The 14,872-nt window shown below is 66.4% G+C and carries 10 protein-coding genes; 3 read left to right on the top strand and 7 right to left on the bottom strand.

Annotated elements, in window-relative coordinates:
* The first annotated feature begins 74 nt into the window (after positions 1–74).
* Positions 75–4,481, top strand: coding sequence for a BREX system serine/threonine kinase PglW (gene pglW, locus ACH4G3_RS06425; protein WP_397623425.1), 4,407 nt, complete (start codon positions 75–77; stop codon positions 4,479–4,481).
* A 30-nt stretch (positions 4,482–4,511) separates the two neighbouring features.
* On the opposite strand, the gene ACH4G3_RS06420 is transcribed toward pglW, so the two are convergent.
* The 5 genes from ACH4G3_RS06420 to ACH4G3_RS06400 form a co-directional block, all read right to left on the bottom strand.
* Entirely contained in the window at positions 4,512–4,886 is a 375-nt protein-coding gene (locus ACH4G3_RS06420; protein WP_397623424.1) for a PIN-like domain-containing protein, read from the bottom strand.
* Between the two features lie 7 nt (positions 4,887–4,893).
* Positions 4,894–5,553, bottom strand: coding sequence for a DUF433 domain-containing protein (locus ACH4G3_RS06415; protein WP_397623423.1), 660 nt, complete (start codon positions 5,551–5,553; stop codon positions 4,894–4,896).
* 191 nt (positions 5,554–5,744) lie between these two features.
* Complete coding sequence (locus ACH4G3_RS06410; RefSeq protein ID WP_397623422.1) at positions 5,745–7,223, bottom strand: hypothetical protein; 1,479 nt, start codon at positions 7,221–7,223, stop codon at positions 5,745–5,747.
* Entirely contained in the window at positions 7,220–8,617 is a 1,398-nt protein-coding gene (locus tag ACH4G3_RS06405; RefSeq protein ID WP_397623421.1) for a KGGVGR-motif variant AAA ATPase, read from the bottom strand. Before ACH4G3_RS06405 ends, ACH4G3_RS06410 begins: the two co-directional genes overlap by 4 nt.
* Positions 8,618–8,660: 43 nt before the next feature.
* Positions 8,661–9,173: a hypothetical protein gene (locus tag ACH4G3_RS06400; RefSeq protein ID WP_397623420.1), complete on the bottom strand. Its 513-nt coding sequence runs from the start codon at positions 9,171–9,173 to the stop codon at positions 8,661–8,663.
* A gap of 211 nt (positions 9,174–9,384) precedes the next feature.
* On the opposite strand from ACH4G3_RS06400, the gene pglX reads away from it, so the two are divergent.
* Entirely contained in the window at positions 9,385–13,164 is a 3,780-nt protein-coding gene (gene pglX, locus ACH4G3_RS06395) for a BREX-2 system adenine-specific DNA-methyltransferase PglX (RefSeq protein ID WP_397623419.1), read from the top strand.
* A 61-nt stretch (positions 13,165–13,225) separates the two neighbouring features.
* Here the strand turns inward: pglX and ACH4G3_RS06390 are convergent, their stop codons facing one another.
* The gene (locus ACH4G3_RS06390) at positions 13,226–13,414 is read right to left on the bottom strand and encodes a DUF397 domain-containing protein (RefSeq protein ID WP_397623418.1); all 189 of its coding nucleotides are present in this window, start codon (positions 13,412–13,414) and stop codon (positions 13,226–13,228) included.
* Positions 13,411–14,259, bottom strand: coding sequence for a helix-turn-helix domain-containing protein (locus ACH4G3_RS06385; protein WP_397623417.1), 849 nt, complete (start codon positions 14,257–14,259; stop codon positions 13,411–13,413). Before ACH4G3_RS06385 ends, ACH4G3_RS06390 begins: the two co-directional genes overlap by 4 nt.
* A 195-nt stretch (positions 14,260–14,454) precedes the next feature.
* On the opposite strand from ACH4G3_RS06385, the gene ACH4G3_RS06380 reads away from it, so the two are divergent.
* Positions 14,455–14,844 carry an ATP-binding protein gene (locus tag ACH4G3_RS06380; protein ID WP_397623416.1) on the top strand — a complete coding sequence of 130 codons (390 nt, stop codon included), beginning with the start codon at positions 14,455–14,457 and terminating at the stop codon, positions 14,842–14,844.
* Positions 14,845–14,872: the final 28 nt, after the last annotated feature.

The raw sequence follows: 14,872 nt of genomic DNA, 5'->3' as shown, positions 1-14,872 counted from the left end.
CAGAGAGTTTGGCCCTGAGCAGGGCAGGAGCAGACAGCGGAGGTCGGACGGTGATGGCAGGAGGCTCGCGTCCGGTGCCCAAGCCGGGACCGCCGCGTCCGGTGCCGCAGTGGTTTCAGGAGCGGCCTTCGCCGTTCCCTTGGGAGCAGGACGCCCTCGACCACGTACGCCGACTGATGCCTTCCGTCGAGCCCTATCGGGCCTGGGCGACTTTTTCCTTCACCGCTCAGTCGGGCCGCATCAACGAGTGCGACCTGCTGATCGCTGTGCCCGCGGGTCTCTACCTGATCGAGATCAAGAGCCATCCGGGACGACTGGAGAACATCGGATCCACCTGGAACTTCCACGGTTCCGACCGCACCAGGACGATCAACAACCCGCTGCACTTCAACGACGCCAAGTCCAAGGACCTCAAGAGCCAGCTGCTGTGGGCCGCCCGCAAGTTGGGCATCCCTGAGCGGTCGGTGCCCCGTGTGGAACCGGCTGTCTTCCTCTCCGCGCCGGACCTCGAAAGCCACCTTGACGATGTCCAGAAGGTCAAGGTGTACGGCCGAGACGACGTGCACACTGGCCTGAAGCGCATCTGGCAGGACTTCCTCGGCCTGCCGCCGGATCGTCCCGAGCGCCGTATCACGCCGGACTTCTCCCGGAACACGTTGCCGCGCCTGCTGAAGGCCATCGGCATCGCACAATCCACGGCGCATCTGCGGTTCGGCGACGCGTGGAAGATGCAGCCCCACCCGCTGGACGCGGGGCCGTCCTGGGAAGACCGACTCGCCACGCGTGACGACGGTCTGGTCAAGGAAGAGGGCCGTGTCCGTGTCTACCTGGTCAGTCAGGGAGCGACCGAGGCGGCGAAGAAGTCCACCGACCGCGCCGCCCGCCGTGAGTACCAGGTCCTGCAGGGCATCACCCACCGCGGAATCGTCGAGGCCGTCGAAATCCGTGAACACCAGGGCGGCCCTGCGATCCTCTTCCGCCACCGCCACACCGACTTGCGACTCGACCAGTACCTGGCGACTTACAGCGGCAAGCTCACTCCTGAGATCCGCCTCGATCTCGTACGTCAACTCGCTGAGGCCGTCCGCTACGCGCACAACCGCTCCCTCTACCACCGTGCGCTGGCAGCCAGGTCCATCTACGTCTCCTTCAAGGCCGATGGCCTGCGACCCGAGCTGCGCATCACCGACTGGCAGACCGCGGCGCGTGACTTCGACAGCAACGTCACCTTCTTCCGGTCCATCGGGGGCTCCGCGCTCGACGCCGCCCTGATCGAGGACACCGCACGTGTCTACCTTGCCCCGGAGACGGATCAGCCGTACGCCGATCCTGCGGACCTGGATGTCTTCGGCCTTGGTGCCATCTCGTATCTGATCCTCACGGGGCAGCCTCCCGCGCCCCAGCGAAGCGGTCTTACTGAGCGGCTTCGCACGGACGGGGGCCTGCGTCTGTTCGCCGTCGCCGACGGCTTCTCGGATGCTCTCGACGATCTCGTCTTCCAGGCGACCCGCGCCGACGTCAGTGAACGTCTCGGCTCTGCCGAGGAGTTCCTCGACCTGCTCGACAACGCCGAACGGGCCAGTGTGCTACCGGAGACGCCCGCAGCCATGGGGGTCGACCCGCTGGACGCGCTGCCCGGCCAGTCCCTGGACGCCGAATGGTCCGTCGGCCGGGTCCTGGGCACCGGGGCCACCGCCCGCGCCCTGCTCGTGGAGCGTCTGGTCGAGGACGAGGACGGCCGTGTGGACGTCGACGAACGCGTCTTCAAGGTCGCCCTCGACGAACAGAAGGCAGAGCGACTGCGCGTCGAGGCCCGCGTCCTGAAGGAGGTCGGCGGCGGCGCGGTGGTGCAGCTGCGCGGCGAGGGCCTCTGCGAGATCCACGGACGGACCGTCCTTCAGCTGGAGTACGCGGGTGAGCAATCCCTGGGCGCCCGTCTGCGCAGCAAGGGACGGCTGACCTACCACGAGCTGGAGCGCTTCGGCGACGACCTTTTCAAGGCACTCGATCAGCTTGCCGCCAACGGCGTACGCCACCGGGACCTGAAGCCCGACAACTTCGGCATCCACCACAGCAAGGACCGCATCTGGCGGCTCAAGCTCTTCGACTTCTCCCTCGCGGACGCCTCGGAACGGGACATCAAGGCCGGCACGCGCGGCTACCTCGACCCGTTCCTCGGCTCACTCCGGCGGCCGTACTACGACGACCACGCCGAACGCTACGCGGCTGCCGTCACGCTGCATGAAATGGCGAGCGGGGAGCGCCCCATGTGGGGCGACGGCCAGATTGACCCGCTCACCAATGAGTCCGCCGAACTGTACGTCGCGACAGAGCTGTTCGAGTCCGCGCTGAGCGACGGCCTCACCGCGTTCTTCCGGCGTGCGTTGCACCGGGACATCGAGCACCGCTTCGACACGCTGCGGCAGATGAACGACGCGTGGCGCGAGGTCTTCCGGGTGGCGGACTCGACGCGGCCCGCCACCACGCCGGCCACGGTCGGCCAGCTGGCCGAGGACACCGAGGAGGCGCGTGATGCCGCGGCCGCGGCCGCCGATACCTCGACACTCCTGGAAGCCGCCGGCCTCTCACCCCGGGCAGTCTCGGTGGCCAACGCCCTGGGCGCGACCACGGTCGGAGAGCTGCTCGAGATCCCGCCGTACACGATCTCGAAGGCGCGCGGCGCCGGAGCGCTCGTCCGCAAGGAGCTCAACCGCCGCCGCAAGCAGTGGGTGAGTGCGGCCCGGACGGCGACCGTACCGGGATCCCGCAGCCCGGTGGCATCCGCCGAGGCCATGGGGGACGAGACCGGTGCGGCTCTCCCCTCGGTCCTGTCGATAGACGACATGGCGGCCCGGCTGACGCCGGCCCCGGGGCGCAAGGGATCCCACCGCGCGGACGTGGTGCGGCTCACCCTCGGCCTGCCCCCTGAGGGGGGCGGACTGTCGCCGCTCGGCCCTTGGCCGGTCCAGGCCCGGATCGCCGACCACCTCGGGATCAAGCAGCCGCCCGTCTCCCGTCACCACCGCCTTGAGATCAGGCACTGGGCAGAGCTGGAGTGGCTCGGCCAGGTGCGCAAGGAACTCGTCGAGGTCGTCGAGGCCGCGGGCCGTGTGATGACGGCGCACGAAGCTGCCGTCGAGCTGCGCGTGCGGCACGGCGCCGGCAACGACACCGCTGAGCGCACGCTGGCGAAGTCGCTGGCGGTCGTACGAGCCGCCGTCGAAGCGGAGATGTGGGAAGGGGAGGGCGCCGAACAGCACGAACCGCTGCTCGCCGTTCACCGGCGCGGGGAGACTGTACTGATCGCCGCGGAGTCCCTGCCCGGGACCGACGACCCGAGCCCGCGCGAACTCGCGGATTACGCCACCGAGCTGGGGACTGCGGCCGAACGCCTGGCGCGCCAGGAGCCGCTTCCCGGCCGGGCCGCCGTGGTGCGGGAACTGCGGTCCGTCGCGGCGCCGGACGGGTTCGTCCCGCTGGCGGACACCCGCCTGGTTGCGCTGGCCGCCGCGGTGTCCCCGATGATCGAGGTCACCCCGCGCCTTGAGCTGTATCCGCGTGACCTGACCCTGGAGCGCGCACTGCGTATCTCCCAGGCGGGCGCCGGGGTGCGCAGGGACCGCGGCATCACGGTCGCCGAACTCGTCACCCGTCTGCGGGCCCGCTTTCCGGACCTCGACGTGTTGTCGGGAGACCGGGAACCGACGTATGTGGAACTCGAGTCGGCGCTCTCGGAAGCACGCTTCGACCTGACCTACGACGCCAAGTCGTCGGCGTTCTTCCCGCCCGCGCTGGAATCGGCCGTCTCGTGGACGTCAACCGGTACCCACACGAGCTACCTGCCCTACGCCGCCCGTGTTCCGGTGCTGGGCGACGCGCCCATGGATCCGCACGAGGTGATCCGGGCCAAGCTGGCGGCGTGCGCCGAACGCGGGGGCTTCCTCGCGCTGACGGTGCGGGCGTCCCGACTTCCGGGCGCCGCTCAGGCAGTGGCCGGGGCCTGTCCGGTCGTGAGCGCCGACCTGGGACGGGAATTTCTGGCCGAGTTCCGGGCCTTGGCTGCGGAGAAGGGGCAGGACTGGGAGAAGGTTCTGCGCGCCGACGCGGGGTCCGCCCCGGGCCAGATCAAGAGGGGCCTCGCCTCCTTCGTCCGTGTCGTGTGGCCGCGCGTCGAGGCCCGCCTGCTGGCTCGTGCGGCCGCACCACGTACGGTGCTGTTCCTGCACAATGCGGGCCTGCTCGCCCGGTACTGGGACGAAGGGGGCCACGACACTCTCGTTCGCCTGCAGGCGGCGGCCCGCCGACCCACCGACGACCCGCACGGGCTGTGGCTCTTGTGCCCGATGGAGGTGCGCTCGCGGATGCCGCAGCTCGACGGGAAGACGGTCGAGGTGATCGGCGGGGACGGGGAACGGGCCTACCTGGACAGCAAGTTCCTCGACTCGCTCGCAGGCGAGCAGGGGGTTCAAGAGGCGTCCTGAGGCGGGTGCGTCTTACCTGAATCAGTCGGATCAGGCGTCCGGCCAGGTCTTATTGATGCCGTCGTTCTTGATGGTGTAGATGGCAGGGCCTCCGCGTGTCACGGCTCGGTAGATCTGGGCCTGTGCGTGGTGGATACGCTGAACCATCTCGTCGATCCTGAGACTCTGATTGTCCAGGTAGAAGAGCACTCCAGCGAGGCGTTCGATCGGCTCACGCTCGCGATCTCGCCCCCTGATGCGACCGTCCTTGCAGAGCGGTACCCAGCCCCGCAGGAGGGCGTGTTCGACCCATTCCTCATCCGGTGTCTGCTGCCCGTCGTCCGGAAACTCGTCGGCGACAAGGTGCAGTTGCCAACCCAGGTCCCTGAGCCGCGCGGGCACCGTCTTGCCCAGGTTGCGGTCCACGAGAAACTCAGGCGGCTCGGTCTCGCGTCGCGACTTGGCAGACAGCTTCGACCTGGTCACGAGACAGCCCGTACTCTGCCGCGACCGTTTCCAGCGACTCGCCGGCTCTCCACATGCCGACAATGGCGTCGACCTGGATGTTCGGTCCGTCCACGACCGGAGCGCCCCACCCGAAACGCGGGTCGATGATCACCGGTGCGACGTCCGGGTACTGGCGCAGTCGGAGCCGGTAGGGATACTGCTCGCCCGGCTCCCAGCTGATGTAGTGGAGATAGTCCATGATGACCTCGCGGATCGGTCGCTGACCGTCGCGCGCCCGAGCCAGCTCGCCATCCGCGTACTGCACGAAGATGTCCACGCCGTCCGTCGCGATGCGGCGTGTGGCCAGCCCGTACTCGTCGTCGAAGGTGTTCCGCACGGCCTCCGTGGCGTCCCGGATGCGGGGCATGCTCAGGTATCCGCGCAGCGACCGCAGCACGTAGGCCTCCACGATCGCCACGAAGGGCAGCGAGGGCCAGCCGCGCTTCACCGGCTCCACACTGTGGACCAGCGGTGCTCCGGCCGCGTTCTCGCGACGCAGCCAACGCTGCAGCGTGCGGTCGGGCAGCTGGAGGTGCCTGGCCGCTTCCTGGATGCTCAGCAGCGGGTCGCCGAACCTGTCCACCATTGCCGACACCTCCATCCTCCATGTAGCTGCATTCGGGCACAGCGTTGTCCCTCCCCCCACCGTAGGCCGAGGCCCGCACGGTAGCGAGACAACCCTCACCTGGGGAGGACAACGCCCGGGTGATTCACCGGAATGAGTCTCCGCAGGTCCTCACACGACCTCGGCGCAGCTGCGCTGGGCCTGGTCGGCGGCTACTTGGCGGTCTTCCGGGGCCGGGAGACTCCGCCCTTGCGACCGATGTCGAAGGCCAGGCGGTAGACGTCGGGGAGGTCCACGGCGCCGCTGGCGCGTTCGGTCATGACGCCGAGGGCTGTCAGCTCCTTGATCAGGCCGAAGTAGTCGCCGACGTCGGCCGGGCCGCTGCCGTCCTCACTGTCCTCCAGCAGCTTGCGCAGTTCGGCGGCGAGGGATTCCGTGGACCAGATATGGATGACCACGGACGGCTCCATGGGGACCTGTGTGCCGCGCAGTTTCTCCACGGCCGCGGCGGCCCAGCGGATGTCCTCCTTGATCTCTGCCACGCGGATCTGGGACGCATCCTGGACGGCCTGCCGTATCGCGTCGTGGTGGAGGGCGAACTCATGCCCGGGGTGCCGGTCCCGCGTCACCTCGGCGGCCTTCGATACCGCGCGGAGCATCGTGCGGGGGCTGATCTCCCCGTTGCCGTCCTGAAGGTGGTTGGGCAGCCAGGTGTAGGTGTAGCCCTTGCGGTGATCGGAGCCCATGTACAGGCCCGCCATCTCACCGAAGACCTTCTCCTGCCGCTCGGGATCGGCGATGACCTCTACGGGAGCGGTGTACCTGCCGTCGCCCTGCGGGTGCCACGGGCCGGTCAAGGCCCGGAACTTCTCGGCTTCCAGGCCGGGCTGGTTGCCGAGCCGGTGGAAGAGCATGCCGTAGAGGTTTTCGGGGGTCCAAGTGAGTTCGGCGCGGTTGGCGTCGAGTTTCGAGGCGTCGGCGAAGTCCTTAGGCGCGCTGGCGTACATGTCGGGGCGAACGAAGATTTTCGCCCGGATGTTGCGGTAACTCAGCCTCATGTCCAGGGCCACCGCGAAGAGAGCTGAGACGAGCTTGTCGACGACGGAGCGGTCTTGATGCAGATGCTCCAGTGCATCGAAGATCAGCAAGTGGGGACTGCCGTAATGTTGGGCATCCCTGTCCCTGTCCCACAGGGCGCTGTCGCATTCCTCGGGATGCTCCGCCACCCAGTCTATCCGAGCCTGCCAGCTGGAAAGGTGCACAACGGTCGGGACGTCCAGAGCGACGAGAATGACCGCGAGCCAGAAGTTCTCGCAGAACTCGCCGAACTCCTCACCGTCAGGCGCTTGCTGAACCAGCTTGCGGACGATCTTCCGCGTGGGGTAGGCAGCTCCACTGCCCCCGCCCCGACCATGTCCGGTCGTCACGGTCAGCCCGCTCAGGCGCGGAATCATGTAGGACGCTGCGGCGACCTTCCGCAGCTCCTCGGTCTCGAGCACCTTGGTCCAGTACGTCTTGCCGGTGCCGCGCGCACCGAGAACCACGGTGACGTCCGGGTCGAGGGCGCGCCGGTGGCTGGACGGCGTGAACATCTTCAGCAGATCCGGCTGCTCGGTGTCTGCGTCGAATGCACTGCCGGGGGCCTGAAGCAGCAGAGTCCGGTACTCGTCGGGGGTCAGGTCGTGAGTCATGACGCTTCCGTACGGCGCTTGGGGACCAGCCGGTCGAGCGCGGCGAGAAACCGTGCGTAGGCGGCTTCGATGAAGGGAAGTTCGAGCCAGTCGCGGCTGCGGTACGGGTCGAGGCCGACCAGGTCGTTGCCGAAGAGGATGGGGATCGGAGCGTGAGGCGCGTCGCTGTCCAGTGGCGCGGGATGGAAGACCGGCGGGACGTCCGTGTCGGGGGCGAACTCATCCTCGACATCTGCTTCCACGTCGTCGTACAGAAGTTGCGAGAACGTCTCGTACGCCTGGTCGCGCAGCGCACCGAGCCGCTTGGCGTCGCCCGCGGAGTGGAACATCGCGGCGACGATACGCAGCCGACTGCGCAGCTCGCTCGCCCGGTCCGGCCGTTGGGCCCACTGCCCGAACAGCATCCGGTAGCCCTCCCAGGTGGAGGGGTTGTTGACCGCGAAGAGAAGGGCGAGACCGCTGAGCTGGGTCAGGGTGACCGCTGCGATGTCGTGGATGCCGGCGCGGCTGTCGAGCAGCACGACATCCGGCCGCCGGGAGCGTTCGGCCACCAGGTCCTCACAGGCCTTGATGGCGTTTTCGAGGCGTAGGCAGAAGGGGCGCGGCTGGCTGCCCGGTTCGGCGGCGGGCAAGTCGCTGTAGATGCGGTTGAGCTTGGCGAGATAGTCGTACGGCTCTCCCTCGCGCGGCTTGCCGCTCGCGGGCGCGAGCCACACCTCGCCGTTGCCCTCGATGCCGGGCAGGACGCTGCTGCGGGTGACGAGGTCCAGGTCCGCCTCGTTGCCGACGGCGGCCTCGACGAGGTGATCGACGATGCCGTGGGCGGGCAGGCCAGCAGGGTTCTCCAGCAGGGACGATACGCCCGGGGACTCCAGGTCCAGGTCGACGACCAGAACGCAGTAGCCGCGGCTCGCCAGGTGGCGCGCGAGTATCGCCGTCGCTGTGGAGCGGCCGACGCCGCCCTTGAAGCCGTAGAGGGCGATGCGCCTCTCGCGTCGTTCGGCGGAGGGCGAGGCGTCGGAGTCGGTGTCGCGGGACCAGTCGGCGCCGACGACGGTGCGTTCGAGTACGCCGACCCGGCCGGCTCCTCCGGGTTCGCGTTCGCTGTGCAGGACGAGTTCGGCGGAGTCGAGAAACATCTCCGGGGCGAACATCGCAGAGGCGGTCTGCACCGGCTCGCCGCTGATGAAGGGTCGGGTGGCCGCGGTGAACTCGTCGCGCAGTGTGGTCAGTTCGGCGGAATCGGCGGTCAGGGGCTTGTCACGGTCGTCGACGAGGAGCGAGATGCGGCCGATCAGGTCGCGTACGAGAACGACGTCGGGGCCGGAGGCCGCGGTCCGCTCAGCCAAACGCAGAGCGGCGTCCCAGGCGGTGTCGAATCGGGTGGGCTTCATTCGGCTGCTGCTTCTCCCGGCCTGCGGCTCTTCGGCTCTGCGTTCACTGCGCGAGGTAGTACGCAGCTATGAGGGTACGGGCCGCTTCAAGGTGACGTGCGACGCGCTCCTCGGATATCTGCTGGCCGTCGACGTAGCGGTGGTCCACGCTCCATTCGTCGGCGGCTTCCGCGAACGGGTTGTCCTGGGGAAGGTGACTGAGGATGAGGGATCCGCGTCGCCCAGCCGCGAGCTTGACGAGGTCGTTCCAGACATCGGGCATGTGCCAGTGCAAGGACTCTTTCTCGGCCTTCTTCTGCTGCGTCTTGCTGGGCACCGGCCGGTTCCTGATCTTGGGGCTGTACGGGATTCCGAGCGGCGTGTCCTGTACGGAGCCGAAGTAGTCCATGAGCATCGCCTTGACCGCGCACTCGGCGGCGAGACCTGCGAGGTGGTCCGCGGGGCCGACGTGCTTCGGCTCTTTCGCGAGCTGTGCCGCCGCGCCGTAGTGGCCTCGCCCCGCCTCCAGGAAGGTGTGCCGAGGTACTGGAACTGGTGTCTGAGATCCCCCCGTCATGATGTGCACTTTAACTGCGTGATCTCGGGTGGAGGGAGCGGTTTCCGCGTTCTGCCTGCTCTGCCGTGAAAGACGAGGGTTGCGGGGCCGGTCGGCTCGGGCGGCGGGCTGGCAGGATGGGGGAGGGTTTCCGGTCGTGGCTCCTGGTGACAGGGTCCGGCCACACGGGAGTCGACGAATACGGCGCAGTGCGGTCAGAAGGATGCGAAGAGTGACGGTCACGGATGCGGTTGCGGGGTCGGGTTCGGGGTCCGGTTCCGGGGTGGACAGGGTTGCCCTGCTGAAGGACCTGAAGCGGCAGGTGGCCGTCCTCGAGGACGATCTGCGGGAGCGCAGTGACTCCGTGGAGGAGTTTCGCGTCCGGCTGCGCGCCGAGTATGAGCAGGCCTTGGAGGCGTCGCGTACGGCGGCGACGTACGGGGCGTGGCGTGATGAGCGGGTCACGCAGGCTGCGGCGGCGTGGGTGCTGGCCTGTGTCTTCGTACGGTTCTGTGAGGACAACGGGCTGATCGAGGAGCCGTTCATCGCCGGCCCTGGTGAGCGGCTGGTGGAGGCGGAGGAGCGGCACGAGGCGTACTTCCGGGAGTTCCCGCACCTCAATAACCGGGACTGGCTGATCGCCGCCTTTGACCATCTGGCGTCGACCAATGAGACGGCGGCCGGGCTGTTCGACCGCGCGCACAATCCGCTCTGGGGGCTGACGCCGAGCTATGAGGCGGCGACGGAGCTGCTGGGCTTCTGGCGGAGGTGGGGGGCGGACGGTGAGATCCGGTACGACTTCACCGACCCGGAGTGGGACACGCGGTTCCTCGGTGACCTATACCAGGACCTGAGTGAGCACGCGCGCAAGACGTACGCGCTGTTGCAGACGCCGGACTTCGTCGAGGAGTTCATCCTCGACCTGACGCTTGAGCCTGCTGTGAGCGAGGAAGAGTTCGGGCTGGATCCGGTATGGGTCGGCCCGGATGGGGAAGAGCGGCGGGGGCTGCGGACGATTGACCCGGCTTGTGGGTCCGGGCACTTCCTGTTGGGGATCTTCCGGCGGCTGGTGGAAAAGTGGCGGGTCGCTACGCCTACTGCGGATGACTGGACAGTGGTTCGGCGGGCGTTGGAGTCCGTGCACGGGTGCGACAAGAATCCGTTTGCGGTGAGTGTTGCGCGGTTCCGGCTGCTGGTGGCAGCTATGAAGGAGGCGGGGGCGGGGAGGCTGGCTGAGGCGCCGACGTTTCCTATCAACGTGGCTGTGGGGGATTCGCTGCTGCATGGGCGGGGGACGGCGGGTATTCAGCAGGAGCTGGATTTGTTTGCCGCTGAGGAGGGGGACGTTTTTCGGGAGACGTTTGCCTACGAGACTGAGGATGTTTGGGAGTTTGCTCGGCGGGTTGATTTGTTGGGGCGGGGGACTTATCACGTTGTGGTGGGAAATCCTCCATACATCACTGTAAAGGATGAACAGGAGAAGAAGAACTACAAGGCGGCATACGATGCGTGCGCTGGCCAGTATGCTCTTTCTGTGCCCTTCGCGCAGAGGCTGTTTGAGTTGGCAGTGAAGGGTCCAGGGGGTGTGGTTGGCGGTGGCGGATTCGTTGGGCAGATCACTGCTAACTCATTCATGAAAAGAGAGTTCGGGAAGAGACTTATCGAGAGGTACTTCAATGAGCGAGTCGAGCTCTCGCATGTGATCGATACCTCCGGTGCTTACATTCCCGGGCATGGCACGCCTACCGTGATCCTGATTGGGCGGAATCGTGTGCCGAGTGGCCAGCGGTCAATCCGCGCTGTGCTTGGTGTTAGGGGTGAACCTGCGCAGCCAGAGGTGCCGGCCGAAGGAGCAGTTTGGCGGGCCATTGCCAACCAGGTGTATGGCCGTGAGAGTGAGTCGGAGTGGGTCACGGTCGAGGATGTGAGTCGGGCAAGACTAGCCAATTTTCCCTGGTCGTTGAGCGGCGGTGGCGCGGGTCAGTTGACCGCCAGCCTGATGAGGGGCCGTCGAGTCGTTCTCGGTGAGCGCGTTGAGAGCATTGGCTTTTGCTCGCAGACGCGAGAGAACGATGCTTACATGCTCGGCCGTGGTGCGGCGCAGCGCATGGGGCTTTCACCTGGAAATATTCGTCTGCTCCTAGGTGGAGCAGACGTGCGTGACTGGGGCTTCGGGGAAGGAATTGAATCCATCTTCCCTTACAGCGACGTAACGCGTGCTGCAGATGCTGATTCGGCAACGGAGAAGGTGCTGTGGCCTAATCGGTTGCTACTCAAGATGCGTAGGGCTCTATCCGGGACGCAGGAGGAGCAAGGTCTGACTTGGTATGAATACTCAAGTTTTTCACCGAACCGCTATTGGGCTAAGCGGTTGATTAGCTTTTCGTTTGTCTCGACTCACAATAACTTCTCCTTGCGGCGTGATGACAGGGTGTTTATTCAAAGTGCTCCGGTGATCAAAATGCCGGACACTGCCGGAGAGGATGAGCACCTGGAGTTGCTGGGAATTCTAAACTCGTCAACCGCCTGTTTCTGGCTGAAGCAGGTAAGTCAAGCCAAGGGTGGTACAGATAATTCAAGTGGCGGCGGTAATCGCTGGGCGCCGGAAGCGTGGATTGAGCGCTACGAGTTTACCGGCACTAAGCTCCAGGAGTTTCCGCTGCCGGAGCGGCTGCCGCTTAAATTGGGGTGCCTCCTGGACTCGCTGGCCCAAGACCTTGCACAGGCTGATCCTTCTGCTGTCTGTGATGCTGGCACGCCTGCACGCCATGCTCTCGAGGACGCTCGCGTTGAGTTCACCCGCACGCGTCAGCGAATGATCGCCCTGCAAGAGGAACTGGACTGGCAGGTCTACGGCATGTACGGGTTGTTGTCCGACGCCGACGTGGCGCGGGCCACGAACTCGTCGTCCGCGCTCGATCGAACTCCAGAAGTGCAACTTGGTGAGCGGGCGTTTGAGATTGTGCTGGCGCGCAAGATGGCCCGAGGCGAGACCGAGACCGCGTGGTTCGAGCGGCATGGGTCGACTCCCGTTACCCAGATTCCCACCCGTTGGCCTGACTGGTATCGGGACATCGTCCAGGCCCGTATCGACATCATCGAGACCCGCAAGGACATCGGGCTCATCGAACGGCCTGATTGCAAGCGTCGGTGGGCCACCGAGCCGTGGGAGAAGAAGGAGAAGGAAGCTCTTCGTACTTGGCTGTTGGACCGGTGTGCGGAACGCTCCCTCTGGTTCACCCTCCGTGACGGGATCGAGCAGCCCCGGACTCTTACCGTCAACCAGCTTGCCGACGCCCTCAGTTCAAACGCTGGGTTCGCTTCTGTCGCCTCGCTCTATGCCGCTGACCACCTCGGTAAGCCGGACCTTCCCCTCGCTCAGGTCCTCGCCGACATCGTCGTCGACGAACACGTGCCCTACCTCGCCGCCATGCGCTACAAGGACTCGGGCCTCCGTAAGCGTGAGCAGTGGGAAGAAGTCTGGAAGCTGCAGCGGGAAGAGGACAAGACCGGCGAACGGCTCGACATTCCCGTACCGCCTAAGTACACGTCGGCCGACTTCCTCAGGTTCTCTTACTGGGCAAATCGCGGCAAGCTCGACGTTCCCAAAGAACGGTTCATCTCCTACATGGAGGCCAGCCCCGACGCCGACCCGACCGTGCTGCTCGGCTGGGCAGGGTGGGACCACAAGGACCAGGCGCAGGCGCTGATCAACCTCATCGAGGACCGCACGACGCAGGGTGGTTGGGGCACCGAGCGGATCACGCCTCTCATCGCCGGGCTTCGGGAAGTCATGCCCTGGGTGCGGCAGTGGCACGGTGAGTACGACCCCGAATGGGAGAGTGTGCCGGCCGAGGACTGCGATGCCTACCTGGAGGAGCAGATGGCCAAGCACCAACTCAGCGCGGCAGACCTGAAGACCTGGCGGCCGGTGAAGAAGACGCGCGGGCGGAGGACGGCACCCAAGAGGTCCACGACTGCTTCCGAGCAGTCTGCGCTCGACGTCGAGTAGGCCGTAAGCGCCTTGGGGCGGCCAGAGCGGGAGGCTCTGGTCGCCAGGGCACTGGGTTGCTTCAGACTGGGGTTTCGGTCGCATACGCGACGAACTCCGACCAAACGGTTGGGGAAAGGGCGAGCTGCCCACCCTCCCGCTGCTTCGAGTCGCGCACGTGGATGACTCGGTCCAGGGCGACCTCGACGCAGTTGTCGCCATCGCTTCCGCTGTAGCTGCTCTTGAACCAGTCCAGGTGAGTTGTGCTCATAGCGCTCCTCGCATCTGCTTCAGCAGACTCACGGTAGCCTCACGGCTGAGGGCCTGCGAACGCAGCTTGCCATAGCGCTGGAGCAGGATGCTCACCTCCTTCGGATCAGTGATCAGGTTGCTCGACAACTGCCCTTCGGAGTAGCCGATCCACTGGTGGTCAGGGGTCTCGGCGAGGTACATGAGCCCGTCAGCCCCCGCGTGATCCTCTTGGCGGAGTGACATGATCTGGATCTCTACGTTGCGTCGCTCCCCCTGCTCCAGCAGGTGATCGATGAGGGCTGTAGTGACCTCTGCTCCGCCCGTGCACCTTTCCAGCAAGGCTTGCTCCATGATGAAGCAGAACGCCGTGTTCGGCCTCTCTGTGAGCAGCCGCTGCCTCTCAAGCCGCGCTTGGACCTGCCGCTCGATCTGCTCCTCCGTCAGCGGCGGCAACCGCCTCTCAAAGATCGCCCTAATGTAAGGCTCCGGCTGCAACAACCCCGGAATCGCCCTGCACTCATACGCATAGAGTGAGATCGCCTCCTCTTCGATCCCCGCCCACTGCTGAAACCACGACGCCAGTCCCTGCCTCCGTGTCAGATTCCTTGCCGCTGCCTGCAGCACCTTCGGCGCTTCCAGCACATCCCCGGCCCGCGCGATGAACCTCGGTTGCGGAAAGCGCCTGCCCTGCTCCAGCTTGGCGATGGCGTGCACCGAGTAGCCGACGATCTCGGCGTACTCCTCCTGTGTCAGCCCGGCCGTCTCCCGTAGCGCCTTGTGCACCGCGCCGAAGGTCTTGAGGCTGTCCGACACCTCTGGTTCACTGCCACCGACCCCGGCTCCCGCATCTTCGACGTTCACCACGCCCGGCCACCTCCCGCACTTGCCGCCGCCCGCCGGAATCAACCCGCCCATGGTTACGGAGTGTTTCTCACCCTGTCCACTGAGTGAACCAGTACAACGCGGCTGTACCAGTGTCGTGCCTGTTGAATAGCCCGCCCCACCGGAACGCTGGGCCGCATGACCGCACCACACCCTCAAGTCCCCGTCACCGTACGTATGTTCAGTCAGCGTCTCAGCGCCACCCGTCGCGGTGTCCGACTCGCTCGCCGCTTCACCACCCAGCAACTCCATGCCTGGGGAATCCCGTACGGCTCCGACCTCTCCGAAACCGCCGCCCTGATCGTGGCCGAGTTGGCCGCCAACGCCGTATTGCACGGACGCGTACAGGGCCGCGACATGGCCTTGCGCCTCACCTCCGGCGTGGGAACGGTCCGCGTAGAGATCTCCGACGCCCGAAGCGAGCGCCTCCCGGTTCTCCCGTCCACCCCTCCCGACGGCGACGCCGACACCGGCCGCGGCCTCCTCCTGGTCGACGCCCTCGCCACGCGGGGCGTCGACACCGAGCCTGGCCCGGGCAAGACGGTGTGGGCAGAAATCGATCACTGAGCCTGCGTCCGGCCGCTGTCAGTGCCCG

This window comes from Streptomyces afghaniensis, from assembly GCF_044327915.1.
GTDB classification, from domain to species: Bacteria; Actinomycetota; Actinomycetes; order Streptomycetales; family Streptomycetaceae; genus Streptomyces; species Streptomyces afghaniensis.
Note: the sequence above shows the minus strand (reverse complement) of the source record. Positions and strands in the feature narration are given on the sequence as shown.